The organism is Enorma sp., from assembly GCF_982429025.1.
This window is the reverse complement of record NZ_CEWCAA010000030.1, coordinates 1-25,511: the sequence shown is the minus strand read 5'-3', so window position 1 is coordinate 25,511 and position 25,511 is coordinate 1. Positions and strand designations below refer to the sequence as shown.

Here is a 25,511-nt window from a genome sequence, read left to right as displayed (position 1 = left end):
TTTCCATACCCAAGGAGGGAGCATGGGGTTCGAACCCCGTTTGGGGCGCGGAGCGAAGCAAACGCGCGAGCGTTTGCCGCGCAGCGCGCAAGGCGGCGCAGCCGCCGCAGCGGAAAGAGCGCGCGCAGCGCGCGGCGAACCCCCTTACCTCCACCAACATTTTTGAAAGCCTCGCTACGGCGGGGCTTTTTCATATCCAAGGAGGGCACGGGGTCTTTAGCAAAGGCCCCTCATATCGCAAAGCACTCCCTAAAAGGCGTTGGTACCCGCCCAACCGGCATCATTCCATCTGTTATGATGAAACCTCTGAGCACCTAGGAGGTCTTCATGCGCGCTGTTGATCTGGAACTCTTTAAACCCGAGCTGGTGTTCTTCGATTTCGAGGCTACCAATAGCGACGAGCTCTTCGAGAAGCTCGCCAACGAGCTTGCTCCATATGGCTACATCAAGGATTCGTGGCTCGCTGGCATCAAGAAGCGCGAGGAAACTTACCCCACGGGCCTTGTCTTCGAGACGGTTTCCGTTGCTCTGCCGCATGTCGATCCGGAGCACCTGAACAAGCCCTATATTGCCGTCATCAAGCCAAAGGAGCCTATTGCATTTAGGGGTATGGCTGGAATCGATGGCGACGTGCCCGCGCAGATCATCGTGAATCTCGGCCTGACGGCGCACGAAGAAGGGCAAGTTGCCGTACTCCAGGCGCTTATGGGCGTTTTCCTAGATACCGATGCCGTGTCCAGAATCATGGCGCAGACCACCCCTGAAGGCATGATCGAAACAATGCGCGAGCTCTGCTCGTAGCCCTGCGCTCAAGGTGAGCCGATGGGAGCGCGTTGACATTTCGGCGTGCTCCGCCAATCTCGAAGCATGCTTCGCCGAGCCTGTATATACTGGTAACCCCTGAGCGTCGCTCGGGTTTTCAGCCTCTATACGATAGAAAAGAGCCAGCACATGAGTGCCAGCACCTCGCGGGCGGCCCGTCCGTCAACCATGCTTCGCCGTTTTCTTGCCTACTATGGCCCTCAGAAGCACCTTTTCATTGCCGATACCGTTTGCGCGCTCGTTATCGCAGGTATTGACCTTGCGTTTCCGGTGATTCTGCGCGCGCTCACCAACGGTCTTTTCACCAAGGGACAGCACGCGATTATGGCATCGATCGGCATGGTCGCCGTTGGGCTCGTAATCATGTACCTCATTCGTTGCGCATGCCGCTATTTCGTGTCTGCCCAGGGCCATATCATGGGCGCCCGCATGGAATCGAAGATGCGCCAAGACCTCTTCGACCAGTATGAACGCTTTAGCTTCAGCTACTTCGATCGCGTGAACTCGGGTGACATGATGAGCCGCGTGGTCAATGACCTCTTCGATATCTGTGAGGCGGCCCACCACGTGCCGGAGTGGATCATCATCTGCGGCGTCGAGATTATCGGCGCGTTCGTGATCCTCTTTACCATCTCACCCGCGCTCACCGGGGTCATGGCGCTGGTTACTGCGGGGTTCGTTGCGCTCATGGTGGTGCAGAACCTCCGCATGCGCTCCGTCTACACCGACAATCGCGTCAAGATCTCCGAGGTCAACTCTCAGCTTCAGGACTCTCTCGCCGGCATGCGCGTGGTGAAGTCGTTCGCGAACGAAGAGACCGAGCGCATCAAGTTCCGCCGCTCCAACGACCGCTATCTCGGCTCGAAAGAGGCTATGTATCGCGTGATGGGAACCTATCAGGCCACGAGCGCGCTCATGACCGGGGCGCTGTTCACGCTCGTGGTGGTGGCAGGCGGGTGCCTTGTTGCCGCGGGCCGCATGAGTGCGGTCGATATGGCAACGTTTGCGCTCTATATCAGCCTTTTCACCACGCCCATCGAGACCCTCGTCAACTCGACCGAAACGTTCCAGAAGGCCATCGCCGGCTTCCGCCGCATGGACGAAGTGCTTCAGAGCGCGCCCGATATCGAGGATGCGCCCGATGCCCGCCCACTCAAGGTGAGCGCTGGTGCTATCGAGTACCGCAATGTGTGCTTCAGCTACGAGGACCGCGAGCTCGAGGATGAGCACCGCGCGGGCGACGAGCGTCCGGTCATCGACCATCTCAACCTCTCGATCCGTCCGGGCGAGACCATCGCGCTCGTGGGCCCGTCGGGCGGTGGCAAGTCTACAACGTGTTCGCTGCTGCCCCGCTTCTACGATGTGCAGGACGGTTCTATCTGCATTGACGGGCAGGATGTGCGAAGCGTCACACAGCGGAGCCTGCGTCAGGCGATAGGCCTGGTTCAGCAGGACGTATATCTCTTCGACGGAACCATCGCCGAGAACATCGCGTACGGAAGGCCCGACGCATCGTTCGAAGAGATTGTCGAGGCTGCCATCCGCGCGAACATCCACGAATTCATCGAGAGTCTTCCCGAGGGCTACGATACGGTGGTGGGGGAGCGCGGAAGCCGTCTTTCGGGAGGTCAGAAGCAGCGCGTGGCCATCGCGCGCGTGTTCCTCAAGGATCCTGCGATTCTCATTCTCGACGAGGCGACTTCGGCGCTCGACAACGAGAGCGAGGAGGCAGTGCAGGAATCGCTCGAGCGCTTGGCGCGCGACCGCACGACGATCATCATCGCCCATCGCCTCTCGACCATTAAGAACGCCGACGAGATCGCGACCGTGGAGCGTGGCCGAGTTGTGGAGCGCGGCACCCACGAGGAGCTTCTCGCACAAAACGGCACGTACGCCCGCTACTATCGAATGCAGTTCGAGGGAATGCGTGCCACCAGCGCCTAAGGCTTGTGGCCTGCGCGGGGCCGCGGCTCTTGCATGGAGGCATTCGCTCGCATTCGGATTTGGCTCGACAGGAAGACGATGGGAAAGAAACGGCAGCTCACACCAGAAGAAGTGACCGAGCTCTTCTCGGAGGTCGACGCATCGGGCGTCATCGACCCTGCGCGCGTGAAAACGCGCAAGAAGCGCTTGATGTCATGGCGCGCCGCGCGCAGCGCTGGTGACGAGGAGGCCGAGGAGCGCCTGACCGCGGAAGACCGCCGCTCGCGCACGGGCAGCACGGTCGACCCGCTTTCTGACGAGGACCCTTCGGGTTCGAAGGTGGGCAACACCATCTCGCGCTTTGGCGTGGCGTTCATCGTGGGCATCATCGTGCTCGTGGTGGGCATGCAGGTGGGATACGGCGTCATGCGCCGCCTGAACACGGCAAACCTTTCGGACACGGTGAATACGGAGACCGTGAGCCGCGCCATCGAGGGCGGTCTGGAGTGGGGCAACGGATTTACCCAGTTTCCGAGCACCTTCACGGTGGACGAGGCAGATGAGCGCACGGGCGTGGTTGAGGTAAGCGTGGTTTCGACCGACGCGTCCAACGAGCTCGAGCTGTTTTCTAACAGCCAGATCGAGGCGGCGGCGCTCGCTACGAACGCGCTGCTTAACGACAACATCAATCGCGTGGTGTACAACGTCTCGGCCGTTATGGACGAGGATGGGAACATCGTGAGCGACGGGCTGTTCTCGTTCTTCCCTGTTGATGGCACCGAGCGGCAGATTTTCACGTTCATCTGGACGAAGAATATATCTGAGGCGTCGAGCAACGTCGACTGGGAGCTGCGGATTGTCGGTATGGACGAGGAGGTCGCCAGCCGTATTCAGAAGCAGGTGAACTCGGTGTCGTCGCTGATAGACACGCCGAGCGTCGACCAGAGCGATATCGAGGCTCAGGAAGACGAGCTGGCTTTGGAGCAAAGCCTTAAGGGCAAGGATGTGTTCTTGGGGACCGACGACGGCCAGACCCTGAGGGACGCTCTCTCCGCTGCGCATAACTCGGACGCGACTGCTGCGCAGCAGGATGCAGCTTCCGGGGATTCTTCAGGGCAATAGCGTTCTGCGGGGCGAAAGGCTCCGCGGTGCAAGAGGCATTCGGCCTCTCATATACTCGGATGTGCGCCTTTAGGGCGTTGTGTTGCGCTAACCGGCTCGATTTTGGTGCTAAAGACCCCCTGTGGAAGTGGTTCGGTGCAAAACTCCCGTCAAAGGATCGGATTTTGGGGTACGTGACGAGTAGCCAACATTATCGCACTTCTCGTACCAGCGCTTTTCATGCGCTCGCCACGGGGTATATCTGGGCCATTCGTTAAAATCCGATCCTTTGGCGAGAGTTTTGAAGCGCTGGTGCTGCAAGAGGGTAGATTCAGGCGAAAACGGGGTGTGAGCGAAACCAGAAGCGAAAAAGCGGGGGGTGTTTGTCCCGGTGGGACAAACACCCCCCGCTCGAAAACGGCAGCCAAAAAGGGAAGGCCATGCAGATCGGCCGCCGCGAATCCTGGGTTACTCTGTGCGGGCTATGCTAGCAGCGCCGTGACCTTCCCGAGCAGCGGCTCATAGCTAACGCCGCGCTCGCGGAACTGCGGCTGCTTCGAGGAGACGATCATCGCGTCGTGCACGAAGTCGCCGGCGAAGCGGACAGCCTCGTCGAGCGCCTTTCCAGCCATGACGGCAGCCAGCAGGCACGAGCAGTACAGGTCTCCTGTTCCGTGCAGCATGTAGGGGAGTAGCTCGTTGTTTACCTCGAAGAACGCGCCCGACTGCGACCCAACGAAGTTACGGATGAGCCCATCGCCGCGCTGCACGCCCTTGAGCACCACGGTCTTGGTCCCCTTGGCAAGGAGCGCTTCCACCATCCGCCGCGCTTCGTCGTCCGAAATGCTCTCGCCCGCCCAGGCATCGCCGATCGGCTCATCGAGGATGATGGCAGCCTCGGTAAGGTTGGGGGTGAGAATGTCCGCGCCCTCGGCGAGCTCGGCCATGGCGGAGCAAAGCTCGGGGGTGTAGGTGGCGTACACCTTACCGTGATCGGCCATGACGGGGTCAACGATGCGCAGGGCCTTCGGGTAGGTTTCGTAGATTCCCTTGATGATGTCTACCTGCTCGGGAGCGCCCAGAAAACCGGAGTACACGGCGTCGATATCGACTCCAATGCCCTTCCAGGCTTCGAGATAATCGGGCAGAATCGCGGTCGTGTTGTGCATGTACCAGCCAGGAAACGCCGTGTGACTCGAAAAGAGCCCGGTTGGCACAGGACAGACGTCGCAACCGGCGGCCGAGAGCACGGGAATGGCGACGCCGAGCGAGCACTTGCCGTAGCCGCACAGGTCGTGCACGGCAGCGACGCGCGGGATGTAGTCCCCCTCGCGTTGATAGAGGGGTGGCAGGGAGCTGGTGATTTGGTTAGACATGGATTGCCTTCTTTCTTCCGCGGACTTATGGACCAGCGTACGAGGCACCAGCATAGTACTTGCATGTCCTGTGCGGGGCGAGAAACACGTTCGTTACGCAACGAACGCGGAGCGGCCATGAAGCAAATCGCCGATCCTGAGTCGGTGGAGCATAATTCCACAATCGTTACACGGGAGAGTTGGTGATATGCCTGCGCGTGGTGGATTCGCGCACCACAAGCTCAGTTTCCATGGTCATTGACCCCGGCGCGGCAGCCCCCTTCATGCGTTCAAGGAGGATGTTGCAAGTGGTATAGTCCATACGATAGCGCGGCTGGTTCACCGTGGTGAGCGTGGGTGTCGTCATGATGGCGTTGTCGGTGTTGTCGAAACCCACGACCATGAGGTCGCCGGGAACCGTAAGTCCAGCTCGCCGCGCAGCACTGATAACCGCGGCTCCATAGGTGTCGGAGCATGCGAATACACCGTCGGGGGCATTGACAGATTCCAGCATGTGACACACCGCGGAGTGGGCAAGGCCGTAGCTGTTATCGGGCACGCGTACGATCCACCCATCTTCGATGTCGATGCCGTGGGTCTTTGCCACCGACAAAAACCCGTCCATGCGCCCGCGCGCTCGTGGCGGGCTTCTCGGTCGTGGTGTTCAACATGACGGGTTCCATTCCGGTAACGCTCCTGTTTGCGTTGGTGTTCGGCGCGGCTTGCGGCCTTATCAACGGCTTTCTGGTTGGCGTGGTCAAGATGCCCGCGTTTATCGTGACGTTGGCAACGATGCTGATCTACCGTTCGCTTGCGCAGTACGCGTGCCAGCACTTGCCCGGCGAGCTCATTGGCAATGGAAGCTCGGTGTATCGCATGTCCAGCGAGCTGGGCGCCTACGACGCCCTGTACTCGTTTGGCAACGCGCGCGTGGCCGGCGTGCCCATCGTTGGCCTCACGATGGTGCTCGTGGTGGTGCTGTTCGTGTATATCTGCGCGTCGACGAAGTTCGGCAAGAAGATCTACGCGGTGGGCTCGAACGCCAAGGCAGCGCACCTTACGGGTGTTAGCGTTCCGCTCATGAAGATGCTCGTCTTCACGATCGCCGGCGCCCTTGTGGGGCTTTCCGCGTTCCTGTGGATTGCCATGAACGCCTCTGCCGACCCGGCTACCACCGGCTCGAGCTACGAGATGTACGCCATCGCCGCTGTGGTGCTTGGAGGCATTAGCATGAGCGGCGGCCGCGGGCGCATGATCGGCGTGCTGTTCGGTGCGCTTTCGTACGACGTAATCGATAAGATCATCATCGCGCTCAAGATGGATGCGCTGATCCAGGACACGATCAAGGGCGTTATCCTGATCATCGTGATCATGATCCAGGTGGCAGGGCCGCAGATCAAGGAGTTCTTTGGGCGCAAGGGGACGAAGAGCTCGAAGTAACGGCTTGCGCCGAGCTTTGGCGCTCAGCGATACGGGCAAGGAACGCCGCTGCGTTTGGCGGCGGTGCGGCTTCGTGTGGAAGCAGGTTTTGCTAGTGAGCTCCGGTCTCGCCGGTGAGCGCCGGTTTTGCTGGTGAGCTCCCGCCCAGCCGGCGTTCGTGAAACATAGCCCTTCTTTCCGGGGCCCCGTGCATGACGACGCGCGGGGCCCTTTGTTATTCCTGGGCGCGGCGAGGTGAATAAAGCAAGGGGGTTCGCCGAAATGGCCTGGGGAGGCGTCAAGCAATCCGTGTTGTTCAGCACCAAGAAATGGGCTAAGGCGGTTTTCCCAGAGACAGCTTGGCAGACGGGGGCGACATCCGTTGCTATCTGTTCATGCTCTTGGGTGCAGGCGGTGACTGCCGGGGATGCCAGCGAACGGTAGTCCATAATCGCCAGAGCACCATCGAAAAGCCGTCAAAATGTAGCTCCGGATGTTGCGATTGTATCTTCGCCGGCCGCCGACGGAAAAAATCGGTGAACGGAAAACACGAGGTAACGTAAACTTTAATTTAGGTTTTATACCAGATTATGTTACCCCCCTACTCCTAAATAGGTCGTACCTCCAGCGCAAACGAGCATAAAATCCCGCTTATGTAGGCGCGTATCAGCACTAATAGCAGCTGAAACGTAGCTAAGTGCAAGATTGTCGGAGGAAGGCACGTTATGTTGAGGGTGAAAAAGAGCGTGGGGGGGGGTCTCGTCGCAAGGCATTAACTGCAATTGCTGCAGCGGTTGTGCTCATGTTTGTGGCGACCGTAACCTCGTATGCGCTCGGCTATGATCCGGTTGGAGCAATCTCGGGCGCATTAGGAATAAGCCCTCGCTCTGCGGCAACTACGACGGGCGTGTGGGAGGCAGATACCTCTACGCAAAACTCGTGGTATGAGGGTGATCTCGGTGTTTCTGGTCAGGGGGATAACTCCACTCAGAACACGGGCCGCATTTGGACAGACAAATCCGTCTATAGCGGCGATGCAACTCTGACGAACGCCTCAAGTGGTGAAACCACTTTCACCGTTGAAAACGACGAGGGGACCGCCCTTGTTGAGCTTTCGGCGCTTTCCTCTGCTGCGAGGATTTCTGGCGTTACGACTGCGAGCCAGCCACTCGACATCGTTCTCGTGCTCGACGCGTCGGGCTCGATGGACAACGTACAGTCGAACAACAACCCTTATCTCGATTCCTATGCCGAGGCGTATAACGTCCGCAACGGTAACGGGCTGACATATTACGTTCTTGTCGACGGTGAGTATCGCCAAGTGCAATACTCAAATCGGCAGCGCAGATGGTACTACGGAAGCGATTGGAACCCCTCTTACGTTACGCCCATGACAAGCGCTGACGACACAACTCCTGGGCGTGTGCATTTCTACACGCGCATGACGAAGATGGATGCTCTGCAACAGGCTGCCGACAATTTCATTGCTCAGACTGCTGCAGAGAACGCTGAGATTACCGATCAGACTCAGCAGCACAGGATTGCTTTGGTCAAGTTTGCTGGAAACAGCAGCGACTCGCCTGGAAACAATACATATACCTATGACGGGAATACATATAATTATTCTCAGATCATGTCTGGCTTCCAGTATGTAGATGGAAACACAAGCCGGACGCTTCAGAATACAGTCAACAGCCTTGATGGCAATGGATCCACGCGTGCAGACTATGGTCTCGCCCATGCTAATCGTCTCATGAATGGACGGGCGAATGGCGGTTACGGCGATGGAGCGCGCAGCTATGCTCAGCGCGTTGTCATTTTCTTTACCGATGGTCAGCCTACAAGCAGTGATGGCTTTGAAGGGTCGGTTGCGGCTCGAGCGATTAACGAAGCATACGAGCTTAAGGACAACGGTGCGCTGGTTTTCAGTATCGGTGTGTTTGATGGGGCCATGCCGAGCGATACAAGCGGCAGCTTCAACCGCTACATGAATGCCGTTTCCAGCAACTATCCCGATGCTCAATGCGGTGATTATGAGTGGACTTGGAATGGTCGGGAGTGGCAGCAAAATAATAATTTCTCAGATCTACAGCTTGGGGACCGCGCTCCAGAAGATGAGCAATACTACTATGCCGCCGAAGATGCTGAAAGCCTGAACTCGGTCTTTGAGGCGATTTACGATCGCGTAACCGAAGGCGTTGCCACTCCACCGATTGCCAACGACGGTGAAACCACCATTGGCGGACAACCAGTTGGCTACCTGACCTTCACCGACCAGCTTGGCGACTACACCGAGGTCAAGAACTTCAAGCGTGTTATCTATGCTGGCCATGAGTTCACTCTTAATGAAGATACGCCAACGAGTGTCGACGAGGAAACCGGCGACACGCTGTATCACTTTGCGGGTGAAGTTACCGCGAATGACATTTACGGTGAGTCAAATCTCGCTGATCTCATCGTGCGCGTTCACCATGAAAATGGGCGGACGGGCGACACGGTGACCGTTGAGATTCCAAGCTCCCTGCTTCCGCTGCGTCTGTACACTGCGGGCCCCAACGACGAGGGCGGAATCGACAACGACGTTAAGGATGCTTATCCCATTCGCATCTTCTACACCGTTGGCCTGAAGGACGGCTTGGTTGACAATAACGGGACGCTCGATACGTCCCAGATTGACAGCAGCTACATTACAAGCCATACCGATGCAAACGGGAACCTCGTATTCCATTCGAATAGCTACGCTGGCCGCAACAATAGCGCTACGACAGCGGGCGGTGCCGGTACTACCACGGCTACCTTTACTCCGGCTACCACTAACGCCTTCTATTACTTCACGTCAGACACGCCTATCTATAACACTCAGAACACTAATGATCCTGCTGGAACATTGCAGCCTGGCAGTCAGTACTGGTACATGCGTACCTACTACTATGGCGGCGAGGAGCAGCAAGAGTGGGTGCAGTTCACGTACGATAACAATCGCCTTTCTGAATACGTGAGCACTGATGAAAACGATCATGCATATATCGAGTCCGGTGCACCTCGTTTCACGCGCGCGAACGAGTTTGTGGCGGCCAAGGCCGATGGCGCTAACGTAACCGATACAGCTGAGAACTCCATTTCTCCGGATTGGAGCGGCTCCGGTGAAGTCACCGTCACCCTCGGAAATAATGGGCGTATCGCCTACCCCATGAAGGGCGACCTTCGTATTGACAAAGATGTCAATTGGGGTGACGGCACGGAGAGCCCGGATAAGGAATTCACCTATACGGTGAACTTCAACGGTGATGAGACCATTACCGGTGAATTTGATTATACGAAGTACACTGAAGACGGTACGGCAATTGACAACAACGGAGATGAGCTTGGCGAGGGCCAAACCACCGGTACGCTTGCAGACGGCGGTACGGTAACCCTCACCGACGGCCAATACATCATCGTTTCTGATTTGCCAGCGGGCACAACGTTTGAGATTGTGGAATCCACCGAGAACGGGTTCACCCCGAGTGTGCAGGTGGGTGCTGGTGAGACTCAGCAGTCTGCTACGGCTAACGGCACCGTTACGTCGAGCGCAACCACTCAGGTAACGTATACCAACAAATATGACTTTACTGGTACGGTAACCACGACCGAAGCCATCGGTGGTAGCAAGGTTCTGACCGGCCGCGATTGGGCCAACGGCGAGAGCTTCACGTTTACTATTTCGGCGTCGAATCCTTCCGATGCTCCGATGCCGGAGAACGCTAGCGTGACGCTGACGGACGACGGTACCTATACAGAGGACGAGGCCTACGACTTCAGCTTCGGTACGATTGAGTATGAGAAGCCCGGTACGTATACCTACACCATCAGCGAGCAAAACCCCTATGCGTCTGGCATGAATGCGTCGTCCGCCTCCTACACAGTCACGGTGACTGTCGAGGATAACGGCGACGGCACCATGAAGACTCCGGTCATCAAGGTTGAGCAGACTGCTAATGATGAGGGAACTACGCTTGATGAACCCGTTGATGTAACTGACGGCAATGGGGCTCGATTCACGAATGAGTTTACTGGCAATGATGAGTACACCGTGAACCTTGAGGGCTCCAAAACCTATACCGATTCCACGGGCGAAACGAGCATTGCCGATACGAGGTTTGGCTTCACGCTGACGCCGCTGGGTGGCAAGACCGATGCTTCCCTCGGTGACTATGACATTGACGCGGAAGATGTCCCGAAGCCCTCGAGCGACCAGGCGACGACAAACGCCAGCGGTGCGTTCCGCTTCCGTAACATTGTTTTCGACATCAATGATGTGGGCAATACTTACTACTACACGGTGACCGAGAATCTGCCCGATGGTGTCACTGCCGATATGGACGAAGATGCCAATACGGATGGCGTTCAGTACCAGGGCATGACCTACGACCAGCATGTAGAGAATGTCTCGATTGAGGTCTATCAGGTAACCAACGATAACATTCAGGATGGTCAACAGGTCGGCGATGTTGTTGCCAATGTGCACGATGACGCGGACGACATCACCTTCGCTAACAGCTACACACCCGCGCCCGTTCAGAATGCCGGGGACGATGCGGTAACCATCACCAAAGAGGTTGATGGGCATGCGGCAACCGATGGGCAGTTCAGTTTCACGATGAGTGCGGCTGACGACGCTACGCGCGCCGCCGTCGCTGCCGGCCAGATCACCGGCGAGGGCTTTGAGGCCGATGACCCCAATACTGACGATGTCAATGAAGCGGTGACTCAGGTATCGCAGGCTACAGGCGCTATTGCGAAGGACGACAGCCAGCAGCTCACCTTCCCGACGCTGACGTTCTCGCAGGTCGGCGATTATACCTTCGAGGTGACTGAGAATATTCCGGAATCTGTGCCGAGTGGCTGGACGTACGATACCCATACCTACACGGTGACGTTTAGGGTGTCGGACAATCACTCCGGCCAGTTAAGCATCGAGACCATCACTGAACCCAGCGAAACCAATAGTCCTACGTTCACCAACAGCTATAGCGCCGACTTCAATTATCTTGAGGGCGCCGGTGGCCTGGTGATGAGTAAGACGCTCAATGGTTACAGCATGACCCAAGGTCAGTTCAGCTTCACCATTACTGGTGCCAATGAAGCCTCTACGGCAAAGTTGAGCCCAGCGGACCAAAGCTTTAGCAACCCGCGTGGCGCAAGCAGCGGTAGCGCGGTGTTGTGGCGCGTGTTCCGTAATATGACGTTTGACGAGGATGATGCTGGGCAGACGTTCACCTTCACGGTGCATGAGGTCGTTCCCGAGGATGGTGCTCCTGCAGGCTACACCTACGACACGCAGGACGTTACGGTTGCTATCAAGGTGATTGATAAAAACGATGGCAACCTGTACACCGTGACCACGGTAACCAAGGAAGGCCAGAGCACCGAGTACGACAGCCGCAACTTCCAGAATGGAACTGCGAGCACATATCCAACTGCGGTGTTCACGAACAGCTACAAGGCTGAAGGGACTGCGCTTGAATCGGTCAACTTTGATAAGGAGCTGACGGGTCGCGACTGGAAAGATACAGACAGCTTTGAGTTCACCCTTGCGGCCGATGCCGATCGCTCTACGGTGAGCGATGAGGCCCTGGACGCCTCCATGCCGGAGACGACGACGTTTACCGCAACGTCTGGTGACCGTGACTTCTCGTTCGGTGCATTTAGCTTCAAAGAGGCCGGTGCCTATGTGTACACCGTAAACGAGACCCAGCCTGGTGCTGAGGAAGACACGCAGGGCGTGACCTATGACAGCCGTACGGCAACGATTGCGGTCGTTGTCGAGGACAACGGTACAGGCACGCTAAGCATTGCTAGCGGCTATCCGATGGTGACGGGCCTTGGACCTGCAGACGAGAACGGCGTTTATTCGTTCGTTAACCGCTACAACGCGGATCCGGTTGATCTGACGCAGGACACCGATTCTGGCCTCGGCGTTCAGAAGACCGTGACGGGTGCTCCTAACGAGGAGGACTTCTCGTTCACCGCGACATTTAACGCCGATGAGAGCACGGGCACTGTCGATAATATCGAGGGCCTGACCGATGACAACACGCTGACGGCTACCATCTCTGATGGCTTCGCAGCTGGCGAGACCAAGGGCGTTGACTTTGGCACTATCACGATTAGCGCTCCTGGCACCTATGTCTTTGACGTGGTTGAGGACAACGCTGCTGCCGCTCCTTCCGCAGGCTGGACCTACGACGACAACACGCGCCAGATCGTGGTGACGGTAACCGACAATACCGAGGGCGAGCTCGTGGCCACGACGACGCATGAGGGCCAGGAGACCAACGATCCGGTGTTCACTAATAGTTACACGCCGGAAAGCGTGATAGTTGGTGACGACGAGGCGGGTCTCCAGGTGACTAAGCAGGTTACCGGGGCGCCGGCGCTGAGCGAGTTTGACTTCACGCTGCAACTCACCTCTGATAACAGGTCCAACGTGATGGTGGGCTCTGGAGACGAGGCAACCGCCTTCCCTGAGAATGGAATTAAGATGTCCACCTCGGGTCTTGAAGGCCATGAGAACTCCGAGACCGTCGACTTCGGCGACCTTACCTTCACTGCAGTGGGCGACTATGTCTTCACGGTGGCCGAGACAACTGCGCAGCCTGATCCGGCGAACGGTTGGACCTACGATAATGCGGCCCGGACCATTACGGTTCACGTGACCGACGAAGGATTCGACGGTCACCTCGACGCAACGGTCGAGGACAATAACCCGACGGTGACCAATCGCTACAACCACGGCACGGTAACCCTTACCGGCGATACTGCCCTCAAGGTGCAAAAGACCGTGACCGGCGCTCCGACTGATACCGACTTCACCTTCGTGGCGACGTTCGATGCCGAGGCGAGCGCGGCGGCGGAGAACCCCGGTAGCATCTCCGGAATCCAGGGAGCGACCGAGGGGCATGCGTTCACGCTCAACGCCACGGTGGGCGACAGCTTCGCTGAGGGCGATGCAGCCAAGACGGCGAGCTTCGGTGACGTGACCTTCACGCAGCCCGGCATCTACATCTTCGACGTTGAGGAGACGAACGAGGACCCCGCTGCGGATAGCGGCTGGGCCTACGACCAGACCATCAAGACCATAACGGTCGAGGTGACCGACAACGGCGAGGGTGCGCTTGTACCCACCGTTACCTACAGCAACGATGTCGATGGGGCGGCTGATGCCGACAAGGCGGTCGACTCTGCTGCGGCCTTCACTAACAGCTACGAGGCTGCGCCGGTGATCATCGGCGAGGGTGATACCGCGGGCATCACCGTCAAGAAGACCTTCACCGGGCGCGAGAACGGCTGGGGCGATGACGATAACTTCCAGTTCACGCTGACGCCGGTCGATAATGCCCCGATGCCCGAGGGCGAGGGTGCGGATACCATCATCATCGGCAAGCCCGAGAGCGGTAGCGAAAACACCAACGTGTTCGGTGCTATCGAGTACGATACGGTGGGCGAGTACCACTACACCATCTCTGAGGTTGTGCCGGCGGATGACAATGCGGATGCCGAAGGCGTGCAGGCAAGTGGCGTGACCTACGACACCCATGTTGCGAACGTAACCGTCTCGGTGACCGACAACGATCACGACGGCAAGCTCGAGGCAAGCGTGAGCTACGACAACGATGGCGCTACGACCCTCGAGGACCAGGCGGTGGAGGGCGCTGCGGCGTTCACCAACACCTATAAGGCCGGCGGAACGACCACCACGCCCGATGCGGGCGAGGGCAGCATCATGCTGCGCAAGGTGTTCACCGGCAGGGATTGGGCTGAGGGCGAGACCTTCACCTTCAGCATCGCCGCAGGCAACGATGAAGCGGCCAACTACCTGCCCGATCCGGCAACCGCGACCGTCTCTGAGCCTACCGGCAAGGACGACAACGGCAACGACTACGCCGACTTCGTTGGCTGGACCATCACCTACGACCAGCCTGGCACGTACGTTTACACGGTGACCGAGGTGCCGGGCGACAACCCGAACCCGGGAATTACGTACGACGGCCATACCGCTACGGTGACGGTGCGCGTGACCGACAACAACCAGGGTGGTTACACTGCGGTTGCTGAGGTTAAGGATGGCACCTTCACCAACAAGTACCAGGCGGGTACGGTGGACTACGACGCCGAGGGTGGCCTGCAGATCGTGAAGAACCTGACGGGTCATGATATCGCGGCTGGGCAGTTCCAGTTCACGCTGACGGCCATCAACGACGACGCGATTGAGAAGCTCGGCGGGAAGACCCGGGTCTACGACTCTACGGCGCAGGCCACGAGTGGCAACGTAGCCTCCGAGACCATCGCGGCCCTGACTGGCATGACGTTCGACCAGAGTGACGCGAGCAAGACCTTCACCTTCACCATGGAAGAGACCAAGGGCGGCGGCGAAGGCTACACCAACGACATCCGTGTCTACGAGATCGAGATTGCGGTTACGGACAACACCCAGGGTACGCTGACGGTTACGACTGCGGTCGATGGGGAAACGGTTGCGACCTACACCGCTTCGGCTGTGGCAACCAATGCGCTCCAGCCCGTCACGCTCGAGTTCAACAACCGCTACGACGCCGCCACGACCACGGTGGGCGAGGATGCCTCGGCCAAGATTGAGGCCACCAAGACCCTGACCGGCCGTCCGATGACGGCGGGTGAGTTCACCTTCACCGTGACGGATAAGAAGGGCAACGAGGTCACGACGGGCTCGAACGCGGCAGCAGCCGACGGCGAGGCTGGCAAGGTTACCTTCCGTGACATCACCTACACCGTTGAGAAGCTCAACAACGACGCAGCCAATGGCATTGCCAGCAAGACGGCCGGCGAAAACGGCGCGACGGTCTACACCTACCAGTACACGGTTACCGAAACCGGTGGCACGGGCGATGGCGTGACCAGCGTGGCCAACTCCTTCACGGTTACCGTGACCGTGAAGGACGATGGTGCCGGGCACCTGACGGCCGCTGTCGACCAGGGCGAGAACCCGACCCTTGGCTTCACGAACACCTACGGCGATGGTGAGACCGCCGAGGCCGTCCTGAACGGCAACAAGGCGATTGCCCTTGCCGACCCGACCCTGACCGGCCCGACCCTGGCGGACATCGCGGGCAAGTACACCTTCACGCTCGAGGGCTCTGAGGGCGCGCCGATGCCCGAGGGCTCGAACGGCAACACCAAGACCGCGCAGAACGATGCGGCGGGTAGCGTGAGCTTTGGCACCATCACCTACACGATGGCCAACGTCTTTGGCACGGATGCCTCGATCGATGCGGCCGACGACGACGTGAGCACGCAGGCCAGCGAGCTGCGCAGCAAGACCTTCACCTACGAGGTCACGGAGTCTGGCGAGGTGGCTGGCATCACCAACGAGGGCGGCACCAAGACCATCGAGGTCAAGGTGACCGACAACGGTGACGGTACGCTTTCGGTTGACGTGGCTCCTGCCAGCGGTGCCGCCGAGGGCATGGACTTCACCTTCACTAATACGTATGACGTGGAGGACGTGACCACGACCCCGACGGGCGAGGGCGGCGTGACCATCACCAAGACGCTCGACGGCCGAACCATGGACGAGGGTGAGTTCACCTTCAAGATGGTCGAGACAGGCACTACCGAGCCGGTGGCGACTGCCACGAACGGTGCGAACGGTAGCGTGAGCTTCGGTGGCATCACCTTCACCCAGCCGGGCACCTACACCTACGAGATCAGCGAGGTGCCGGGTGAGCAGAGCAACGGCGTGAGCTACGACCGGAGCGTCTATACCGCGACGGCTGTGGTGACGGATACCGGTACGGGTACCCTGAGCGTCGAGTGGACGGTTAAGAATGCCGCCGGCGAGGAGGTCGAGCAGATCGAGTTCGCCAACGGCTATACCACCACGCCGGCATCGGTCACCCTCGGTGGTAGCAAGGTGCTCAACGGCGCCACGCTCGAGGACGGCCAGTTCAGCTTCCGCCTGAGCGATGCCGAGGGCAACGAGGTCCAGACGGTGCAGAACGCCGCCGACGGTAGCTTCGTCTTCGATACGCTGACGTTCGACGCGTCGGGCACCTACGAGTACACCATCTCTGAGGTCCTGCCCGAGGACGACGATGCCGCGACCGATGGCATCCAGCAGGATGGCGTGACCTTCGACGAGACCACGTGGACGGTCGAGGTGACGGTGAGCGACAACCGCAAGGGCCAGCTCACGATTACGGGCCTTACCTACAACGGCGAGACTGAGTTCCCGGTGTTCACGAACACCTACACGGAGCCGCCTGCGCCCGAGCCGGATGACGACAACGAGGGCCCGCTCATGCAGACGAGCGACGGTACGTTTACCGCTATCGCCGCCGTGCTGGGGCTTGGCGTCGTTTCGATCGCCGCAGGCGTGGTGATGAAGAAGCGGGGTGAGTAGCCTATGGCGATGAGGCCGGGTTCTGGATCATCGCTAAAAGGAGTGAGTACGCACATCAACGGCCGGCACGCGTTCGTGCACGAGCGCGTGCTGGAGTTGGTGGCGCGTGAGACCGAGCTTCGCGGAGCGGTGCGGTTTGTTAAGGCCGATCTTGCGAAGCGGATGGGGTGCAGCGAGCAGATGCTTGACCGCGCGGTGCGCCGCCTGTGCCGAGAACAGCTGATCACGCGAACGCCGATATTCAACGAGAACGGCGGTCAGCTGGGAAACGAGTACCAGGCAACGAGTGACGGCTTGGTCATGGCGCGTCATCTTAAGAGCCGCAAGCGCGATGCTTCGTAAGGGGCATGCGCTCTGTTACCGGGCTGTGCAGGGGACACCTTGCGCAGCCCGGTTTTTTAGTGGGTCAGATGGGCGGGTTGGTGTCAAAGGTGCCTGACGAACGCGCTTCGGGCCGGCGTGGCCCCGACGGTTTGAAGCCGAAAAACTTGCTACCCGGGGCATCATTTAACAGATTCGACACATATCGCCTGCTAGCGGCGGGGGTGAAATCGGCGAACGGAGAACCCGAGGTAGACGGCAGCGTTTTGGACTCGAAGGCGGGCGTTTACAGGGAGGGGGGCACCTTAATAAATCGAGCGGAGCGAACATGCCTCCATACAATCGCTTCAAATATGCGTCGTGCATTGTGCGTCGTATGCACGCCGGTGTTCGGCGATAACGGCGGGCAGCTGGCAAACGAGTATCGAGCTACCGCCGAGAGCATCCATCGCGTACGCGCCGCGAAGTCCTCGACGCGCCGACGGTCATAATCTGGATAAGACGGGCGGGCCCGCTTGCCGGAAGGAGCGGCGGGCCCGCTTTGCATAGATGCGGGCAGCGGCTGCGGCGGGCGTTTGCCGCGTGGATGGTAGCTCTCCTCCTGCGGCGGCTTTCTGTTCGCGGAAGCTTCCCGCTTTCGCGTCGGACGCTTCTTGCCGTCGCGGCCTGCGCGTGTCCGCCGCCCGCATGCGGGGGGCTGCCGATGTGCGTCATGTGGAAAAACATGTATATCGAGAAGCATATTCTGCATATAATTGGCATCTATTAAGTAAGTCACGAATATTATTACCAAAAGTTTTATACAACTGGATAAAACCAGTACAATACTTGCGGCCTATTAACCTTTAATCCGGTCCAGAGAGCCCGGGAAGGAGCGAACATGGCACCACAAGACATGGCAGCCGAGCTTGCCAGCACTTGCGATGCGAGCCCATCGGCTCGTCGGGCGCGCGTAAGCGACCTCGCGGCGCGCATGCTATCAAAAACCAGCAAACAATCGAGCGATCCGGCCATCTTGCTGCTGGCCGACGGCACGGCGTTCTACGGGCGTTCGTGCGGCGCCGCAGGCACGGCGGTGGGGGAGGTGTGCTTTAACACCTCGCTCGAGGGGTACTTCGAGGTCGTGACGGACCCGAGCTATGCCGGACAGATCGTGACTATGACCTACCCCCAGATAGGGAACTACGGCATCGACCTTGCCGATACCCAGACGGCGCCGGGTATGCCGGGCAGGCACTTGGAGAACGTGAAACCGGCGCTGCGCGGTCTCGTGGTGCACGATATGTGCCATGTGCCGTCGAACTGGCGCTCGACCATGAGCCTGCCGGAATACCTCGAGGAGCGCGGCGTCGTTGCCATCGAGGGCATCGATACGCGCGCGCTTGTGCGGCACTTGCGCGACAACGGAGCACAAAAGGGCATCGTTTCAACCGAGGTGTTCGATCTTGCCGAGCTCGCTCGCATGCTCGATAGCGCCCCCGACCTCGTGGGAACGAACCTCGTGCAGACCGTAAGCTGCAAGGAGGCCTATGGATACGATGCGTCGAGCCTTTCCCAGAACCGCGCCTTCGCTGCGGCCGCCCCGGCCAATACGCGCAAGAAGGTCGTGGTGTACGACTGCGGCGTGAAGAGGGGCATCATCGAGGGGCTCGCGCGTGTGGGGTGCGAGCTTCTCGTCGTGCCATGGGACACGCCGGCCTCCGAGGTGCTCAAGCACCGCCCCGACGGCGTCTTTCTTTCCAACGGGCCAGGCGATCCAGACGCCGTGGGGGAGACGTACGCCCAGGTTCAGCGGCTTATTGGCAAGGTGCCCATCTTCGGCATCTGCTTGGGGCACCAGATGATTAGCCTTGCTGCCGGAGCCACCATGGAGAAGCTCGCCTACGGGCACCGCGGAGGCAATCAGCCGGTTATGAATCTGCTTACGCACCGCGTGGAGATTACCGCGCAGAACCACGGGTTCGGCCTCGTGTTCCCGAGCCTGGGGGAGCTCGTGCCGGAGCTTTCGGGCGGCGTGTCCGAGCATCCTTGCGGTTCCGATGGCGCCCCCGCCACCGGCGACCTGCGATTCTGGGTCGAGCGGGGTGTGGCGCCCGTGGTGAGCAATGAGCGCTTCGGACGCATCCGCCTCACGCACGTGAACCTGAACGACGGCACCGCCGAGGGCATTCAGCTGCTCGATGCCCCTGCGTTCAGTGTGCAATACCACCCCGAGGCCGCGCCTGGTCCTACCGATGCGCACTACCTGTTCACCGCGTTCATGCGCCTCATGGACGGCGACCGCGATTACCTGGATATCGATATCGCCAAGGACCGCCTCGCGGGGTGGACCTTCGCTGCGTGATGTGGCGCAGGGCGCGCTTCCGCAGGTTTTCAGCGAGCCGAGCCGCCAGATTCGATGCTGGAAGCCGCCTCTGCGAAACGGATTTACTAATTACGCCGTGAAATTGGCTAAAAATGTCGATTTTCGGCAATCGCATCTCCCTGAAGGGCTCGACGAACGAGGAAAAAGGCGTGGAATGGGTGGACAGGCGGGCGTAGAACCTTCAAAACGGCCGCAAACACACCGATATCCGCGCGCAGGGCACAGGTCGATCGCCATTTTTCGACATTTTTAGCCAGATTAGGAGAACGCAATGCCAAAACGTACCGACATCAAGCGGATTCTCGTCATCGGGTCCGGCCCGATCGTCATCGGCCAGGCCTGCGAGTTCGATTATTCTGGCGCTCAGGCCTGCAAAGTGCTCAAGGAGGACGGCTACGAGGTCGTTCTGGTCAACTCAAATCCGGCTACGATCATGACGGACCCGGGACTTGCGGACCGCACCTATGTTGAGCCCGTGACCCCAGAGTTCATTGAGAAGGTGATCGCCCGAGAGCGTCCCGACGCCCTGCTTCCCACGCTCGGTGGGCAGACGGGCCTCAATGCCGCTGTGGAGCTGGCCAAGAATGGAGCGCTCGACGCATATGGCGTCGAGATGATTGGGTGCGACCTTGCCGCCATCGAGCGGGGCGAGGACCGCAAGCTCTTCAATGAGGCCATGGCCGAGATCGGTCTGGAGGTTGCCCGCAGCGGTTACGCTTATTCCATCGACGACGCGCTCGCTATCGTGGCGCGCGTGGGCTACCCCTGCGTGCTGCGCCCGAGCTTTACCCTGGGCGGCGCGGGTGGCGGTATCGCGCACGATGAACAGGAGCTGCGCGAGATCGTGCGCCAGGGCCTTGAGCTCTCTCCTGCCGGCGAGGTGCTCGTGGAGGAATCCATCGAGGGTTGGAAAGAGTACGAGATGGAGGTCATGCGCGACCGCGCCGGCAACGGCATCATCGTGTGCTCTATCGAGAACCTCGACCCCATGGGCGTGCACACGGGCGACTCCATCACCGTGGCGCCGGCGCAGACCCTTTCCGACCTGGAGTACCAGCGTATGCGCGTGGCCTCGCTGGCCATTCTGGAGAAGGTGGGCGTGGAGACGGGCGGATCCAATGTGCAGTTTGCCGTAAATCCCAAGAACGGACGCCTCATCGTGATCGAAATGAACCCGCGCGTGAGCCGAAGCTCGGCGCTTGCGTCCAAGGCCACCGGATTCCCCATCGCCAAGGCAGCGGCTCGCCTTGCGGTGGGCTACACCCTCGACGAGATCGTAAACGATATCACCAAGGCCACGCCGGCGTGCTTCGAGCCCAGCATCGATTACTGCGTGGTCAAGGTGCCGCGCTTCGCTTTCGAGAAGTTCAAGGGTACCGACACCACCCTCACAACGCGCATGAAGGCCGTGGGAGAGATTATGGCCATCGGCCGCTCGTTCGAAGAGGCGTTCGGCAAGGCCATGCGCTCGCTCGAAGACGGGCACGCCGGGCTGAGCGCGGGCGGCGACAACCTTGCTGCCGTGCCGGATGACGAGCTTGGGGGCCGCGTGGCATCGCCCACCGAGGACCGCATCTTCGCGCTCGCCGAGGCACTCCGTCGCGGATGGGGCCACGAGCGCGTGCACGAGCTCACCGGCATCGATCCGTGGTTCATCTCGCGCATCGCCGACATGATCGCCGTGCAGGAGAGCGTCCGGGGCCTGCGCGTGGAGGACATCGATGCCGACGCCATGCGCCTGCTCAAGCAATACGGTGCGAGCGATGCCGAGATCGCGCAGCTCACCGGGAGCGACGAACGCTTCGTTCGGGCCTATCGCAAGGGTCTCGGCGTTGTTCCCTGCATGAAGACCGTCGATACGTGCGCCGCGGAGTTTGCGAGCGCAACGGAGTATCACTACAAGACCTACGAGGGCCTCATGCGGGTATCGCCCGACGCGAGCCGTGGCGTTGCGGCAGACGAGGTAACCCGCGCGCACAAACCCAAGGTGATGATTCTGGGCGCGGGGCCCAACCGTATTGGTCAGGGCATCGAGTTCGACTACTGCTGCGTGCACGCGAGCTACGCGCTGGCGAGCCGCGGCTTCGAGACCATCATGGTGAACTGCAACCCCGAAACCGTCTCCACCGACTACGACACGTCCGACAGGCTGTACTTCGAGCCGCTTACCTACGAGGATGTCATGGACATCGTTGATGTGGAGCGCCCCGACGGCGTGGTGGTGACGCTCGGTGGCCAGACCCCGCTCAAGCTGGCCCGCGCGCTCGCCGATGCAGGCGTGAAGATTATGGGCACGCAGCCCGACGCCATCGACCTTGCCGAGGACCGCGAGCGATTCAGTGCCCTGTTGGACCGCATGCGCATCATGTATCCGCCGGCGGGCGAGGCGCGGAGCTTCGAGGAGGCGGAGCAAGTTGCGGCGCGGATCGGGTTCCCGCTGCTCGTGCGCCCGAGCTACGTGCTGGGTGGCCGCGGCATGATGATCGCCTACGACGCGGAGCACCTTCGGGAGTACATGGCCGAGGCCGCGCGCGTCTCGCCTGACTACCCTGTCTACCTCGACCGGTTCCTCGAGGGCGCTATGGAATGCGACGTGGACGCGCTTTGCGACGGGGACGAGGTCTATATCGGCGGCATCTTGGAGCATATCGAGGAGGCCGGTATCCATTCGGGCGATTCCGCCACGTGCATTCCGCCCTTCAGCTTCTCCGACGCGCTCGTGGCGAAGTTGCGCGACACCACGGCGCGCATTGCCATGGCGCTTGGCGTGCGCGGCCTGGTGAACGTGCAATATGCCATCCAGGGCGAGCAGGTCTATGTGATCGAGGCAAACCCGCGCGCGAGCCGAACGGTGCCGTTCATCTCGAAGGCAACGGGTGTTCCGCTCGCCAAGTGCGCGGCGTGCATCATGGCGGGGGAGAAGATCGCCGACCTGCACCTGCCTGCCGACGACCGGCGGCTCGACTGGTTCTGCATGAAGGAAGCGGTGATGCCGTGGGGCCGCTTCCCGGGCGCCGACGTGGTGCTCGGCCCGGAGATGAAGTCGACGGGCGAGGTGATGGGCATCGCGAAGAGCTACCCCGAAGCATATGCCAAGACGCAGCTCGCGATCAGCTACGAGCTTCCCACGCCGGAGAGCGGCAAGGTGTTCATCTCGGTGAATGATCGCGACAAGCGCAACATCCTCTCGCTCGCGCGCATCCTGCGGTACCTGGGGTTCGAGATTTGCTCCACCGAGGGCACGGCCCGCGTGCTGGCTGGCGGCAACGTGAAGTGCGAGGTGGTGCGCAAGTTCAGCGAGGCGCACCCCAACATCGGGGACATGGTGGCGAATGGCGAGATTGCCCTCATGATCAACACGCCGTTCGGGCAGGAGTCTCGTGGCGACGGGTACCAGCTGCGCACTGAGGCCGTGCGTCGCGGGGTCACGTGCATCACGGCCTTGAGCGCGGCAAACGCCTTCGTGGCGGCGGTCGAAGCCGTTGAGGATGCTCGCCTCGACCGCGGCGAGGACATGGGGGTCATCGCTCTGCAGGACCTCCCCCAGTACGAGGTGTAGGGCGTTTCTGCCTCGATGCGTACGGGCCTGCGGATTCTGGAAGATTGCGATGCCGGCGGCGGTCGGGGTACCCCACCCCGCTGCCGCCGGGGGTGCCCTGGCGATTTCGCCCGCTGCCGCCGGCCGGCGTTCCTCGGCAGTCCCGCTCCGCTGCCGGGGCACCCTGTTCCCCTGGCGAGGGTGCCCCGTTCATGGCGATACGATGTTAATTGACCTAAGTTAGTAACAATTCAAGCATAATCTAAGTAAGCGAGCGGATCGAGGAGACGGGGCAGGTACAATCCCGTTTCGTTCCTCAATTTGCGGATGCGATGCCGGCGGCGCGAATGCGGCACCGGAGGCATGAAGACGAAGCCTACGACGCGAACGCGGCACGGGCGACGCAAGGACGATGACGGTGCCACGACTGCAATGCCGGCGACACGAATGCGATGGTGGCGATTCCCAATGGACGAGAACAGCAGGACGATACATGACGACGTGCGCCAGCGGGCGGTCGAACTGCTCGAAGCCGGTGTGGGCCGCCGCCACCTTGCGCGCGAGCTTGGGGTGAGCGATGCGACGGCCCGGCAATGGGCCCGCGCGTTCGCCGTGGGCGGTGCGGAGGCCGTGCTCAACGCCGGGAGCCACCGCAAGGTGTACGACTACGAGACCAAGCTCGCTGCCGTGAAAGAGCATGTGGAGCGCGGCAAGTCGGTCCGCGATGTGATGGTTAAGTATCAGATTCCCAGCGAGTCTTCGCTCAAGGCGTGGTGCCGAGCGTACCGACGCGACGGAGCGCATGCGCTCGTTAACAAACGTCGAGGTCGCAAGCCCAGGTCTTCGGCAGAATCCTCGTCGTAGGAGCATTTCCCGCGGCGCAGCGCGCGTGCTATCATGGTCCGCGGTCAAGCATTCAAGGCTGCCCGCGGGCAGCAGAAGGGAGCAGCATGCTCAACGCTATTGAGATCGCGCCGAAGGTTTGGTGGGTCGGCGGGCTCGACTGGAACGAGCGCCAGTTCCACGGCTACACCACCGAGCGCGGCATTACCTACAACGCCTATCTCATCATGGACGAGAAGGTAACGCTCATCGACACCGCCAAGGCGACCTTCACCGACGAGTTCGTTCAGCGCATCAGCCAGGTGGTCGATCCGGCGAAGATCGATGTCGTGATCACCAACCACGTGGAGATGGACCACTCCGGCAGCCTGCCCAAGATCCACGAGCTCGCGCCGAGCGCGACCATCTACGCCAGCGCTCCGGCCGGCGTGAATGAGATCCGCGCGCACTACGGCATCGAGGTCGAGGGCGTGAAGACCGGCGATTCGCTGAGCATCGGCGAGCGCACGCTCCACTTCGTGCAGACGCCCATGGTCCACTGGCCCGACAACATGGTCACCTGGTGCCCCGAGGACGGCATCCTCTTCTCGAACGACGCCTTCGGCCAGCACTTCGCCACGAGCAAGCGTTTCGACGACGAGAACGACCTTGCCGAGGTCATGAAGCAGGCCAAGAAGTACTACGCAAACATCGTGTGGCCGTACGGTGCCCAGGTGCAGAAGGCCATGGGTGCGCTCGCGGGCCTCGACATCAAGATGATTGCCCCCTCGCACGGTGTGATTTGGCGCAGCAACATCCCTGCCATCCTGGAGAAGTACCAGGCTTGGAGCACCTACCAGACCGAGGATAAGGCCGTGGTGGTGTTCGACTCCATGTGGCACTCCACCGAGCTTATGGCTCGCGAGATCTGCGACGCCTTCATCAAGGAGGGCGTGACGGCCCAGCTCATCGACCTCAAGCACACGCACATCTCGGACATCATGCTCTATATGTGCGACGCGCGCTACGTGGCGGTTGGCTCGCCCACCCTCAACTCCAACATGATGCCTACGGTGGCGAGCTTCCTCACCTATATGCGTGGCCTTTCGCCCAACAACAGCCAGCGCATCGGTATCGCGTTCGGCAGCTATGGCTGGGCGCCGCTTGGTCCCAAGCAGGTCGAGCAGGCCATGCAGGACGCCAAGTTCGAGATGCCCGTGCCCGTGATCACCCAGCAGTGGATTCCTGGCGAGGAGAAACTCACCGAGATTCAGGATACGGTGAAGAAGATCATCGAGGACACCCGCGCGTAGTTATCGAGGACACCCGCGCGTAGCGGTTGCAAAAGTCTGATGATCGGCCCCGGTTGCGTAAGTGCGCAGCCGGGGCTTTTTGGTGGGGAGGGCTTGGGCGGAGGAGAGGCGG

General features: G+C 60.3%; 12 protein-coding genes. 10 read left to right on the top strand and 2 right to left on the bottom strand.

Going from position 1 to position 25,511, the window contains the following annotated elements; all coding sequences use genetic code 11:
- The first annotated feature begins 327 nt into the window (after window positions 1-327).
- The 3 genes from AC1VS5_RS06325 (at window position 328) to AC1VS5_RS06315 (ending at window position 3,867) form a co-directional block, all read left to right on the top strand.
- Window positions 328-801, top strand: coding sequence for a PTS sugar transporter subunit IIA (locus AC1VS5_RS06325; RefSeq protein ID WP_481218077.1), 474 nt, complete (start codon window positions 328-330; stop codon window positions 799-801).
- A 189-nt stretch (window positions 802-990) separates the two neighbouring features.
- Complete coding sequence (locus tag AC1VS5_RS06320) at window positions 991-2,766, top strand: ABC transporter ATP-binding protein (protein WP_481218078.1); 1,776 nt, start codon at window positions 991-993, stop codon at window positions 2,764-2,766.
- Between the two features lie 78 nt (window positions 2,767-2,844).
- Complete coding sequence (locus tag AC1VS5_RS06315; protein WP_481218076.1) at window positions 2,845-3,867, top strand: hypothetical protein; 1,023 nt, start codon at window positions 2,845-2,847, stop codon at window positions 3,865-3,867.
- Window positions 3,868-4,328: 461 nt separating this feature from the next.
- On the opposite strand, the gene AC1VS5_RS06310 is transcribed toward AC1VS5_RS06315, so the two are convergent.
- Window positions 4,329-5,222, bottom strand: a complete 894-nt coding sequence (locus AC1VS5_RS06310) for a PfkB family carbohydrate kinase (protein ID WP_481218075.1) — start codon at window positions 5,220-5,222, stop codon at window positions 4,329-4,331.
- A gap of 166 nt (window positions 5,223-5,388) precedes the next feature.
- A complete protein-coding gene (locus AC1VS5_RS06305) occupies window positions 5,389-5,808 on the bottom strand; it encodes a substrate-binding domain-containing protein (protein ID WP_481218074.1) in 420 nt (139 codons plus the stop codon).
- On the opposite strand from AC1VS5_RS06305, the gene AC1VS5_RS06300 reads away from it, so the two are divergent.
- From AC1VS5_RS06300 to AC1VS5_RS06270, 7 genes are all read left to right on the top strand, one after another.
- On the top strand, window positions 5,802-6,641 hold the full coding sequence (locus tag AC1VS5_RS06300) for an ABC transporter permease (protein WP_481218073.1): 840 nt from the start codon (window positions 5,802-5,804) through the stop codon (window positions 6,639-6,641). The two genes, AC1VS5_RS06305 and AC1VS5_RS06300, sit on opposite strands and share 7 nt — an antisense overlap.
- Window positions 6,642-7,422: 781 nt before the next feature.
- Window positions 7,423-17,040: a Spy0128 family protein gene (locus AC1VS5_RS06295; protein WP_481218072.1), complete on the top strand. Its 9,618-nt coding sequence runs from the start codon at window positions 7,423-7,425 to the stop codon at window positions 17,038-17,040.
- A 42-nt stretch (window positions 17,041-17,082) separates the two neighbouring features.
- Window positions 17,083-17,382 carry a MarR family transcriptional regulator gene (locus AC1VS5_RS06290; RefSeq protein ID WP_481218071.1) on the top strand — a complete coding sequence of 100 codons (300 nt, stop codon included), beginning with the start codon at window positions 17,083-17,085 and terminating at the stop codon, window positions 17,380-17,382.
- An 859-nt stretch (window positions 17,383-18,241) separates the two neighbouring features.
- On the top strand, window positions 18,242-19,705 hold the full coding sequence (gene carA, locus AC1VS5_RS06285; RefSeq protein ID WP_481218070.1) for a glutamine-hydrolyzing carbamoyl-phosphate synthase small subunit: 1,464 nt from the start codon (window positions 18,242-18,244) through the stop codon (window positions 19,703-19,705).
- 292 nt (window positions 19,706-19,997) lie between these two features.
- Window positions 19,998-23,285, top strand: a complete 3,288-nt coding sequence (gene carB, locus AC1VS5_RS06280) for a carbamoyl-phosphate synthase large subunit (RefSeq protein WP_481218069.1) — start codon at window positions 19,998-20,000, stop codon at window positions 23,283-23,285.
- A 447-nt stretch (window positions 23,286-23,732) separates the two neighbouring features.
- Window positions 23,733-24,128 (top strand): helix-turn-helix domain-containing protein, encoded by a 396-nt coding sequence (locus AC1VS5_RS06275; RefSeq protein WP_481218068.1) that lies wholly within the window; start codon window positions 23,733-23,735, stop codon window positions 24,126-24,128.
- An 86-nt stretch (window positions 24,129-24,214) separates the two neighbouring features.
- Window positions 24,215-25,399: an FprA family A-type flavoprotein gene (locus AC1VS5_RS06270; RefSeq protein ID WP_144687478.1), complete on the top strand. Its 1,185-nt coding sequence runs from the start codon at window positions 24,215-24,217 to the stop codon at window positions 25,397-25,399.
- Window positions 25,400-25,511: the final 112 nt, after the last annotated feature.

Coding starts and splice junctions, on each gene's coding strand:
- AC1VS5_RS06315 (WP_481218076.1), top strand. CDS start 2,845: ATGGGAAAGAAACGGCAGCTCACACCAGAAGAAGTGACCGAGCTCTTC.
- AC1VS5_RS06295 (WP_481218072.1), top strand. CDS start 7,423: ATGTTTGTGGCGACCGTAACCTCGTATGCGCTCGGCTATGATCCGGTT.
- AC1VS5_RS06325 (WP_481218077.1), top strand. CDS start 328: ATGCGCGCTGTTGATCTGGAACTCTTTAAACCCGAGCTGGTGTTCTTC.
- AC1VS5_RS06270 (WP_144687478.1), top strand. CDS start 24,215: ATGCTCAACGCTATTGAGATCGCGCCGAAGGTTTGGTGGGTCGGCGGG.
- carA (WP_481218070.1), top strand. CDS start 18,242: ATGGCACCACAAGACATGGCAGCCGAGCTTGCCAGCACTTGCGATGCG.
- carB (WP_481218069.1), top strand. CDS start 19,998: ATGCCAAAACGTACCGACATCAAGCGGATTCTCGTCATCGGGTCCGGC.
- AC1VS5_RS06320 (WP_481218078.1), top strand. CDS start 991: ATGCTTCGCCGTTTTCTTGCCTACTATGGCCCTCAGAAGCACCTTTTC.
- AC1VS5_RS06310 (WP_481218075.1), bottom strand. CDS start 5,222: ATGTCTAACCAAATCACCAGCTCCCTGCCACCCCTCTATCAACGCGAG.
- AC1VS5_RS06275 (WP_481218068.1), top strand. CDS start 23,733: ATGGACGAGAACAGCAGGACGATACATGACGACGTGCGCCAGCGGGCG.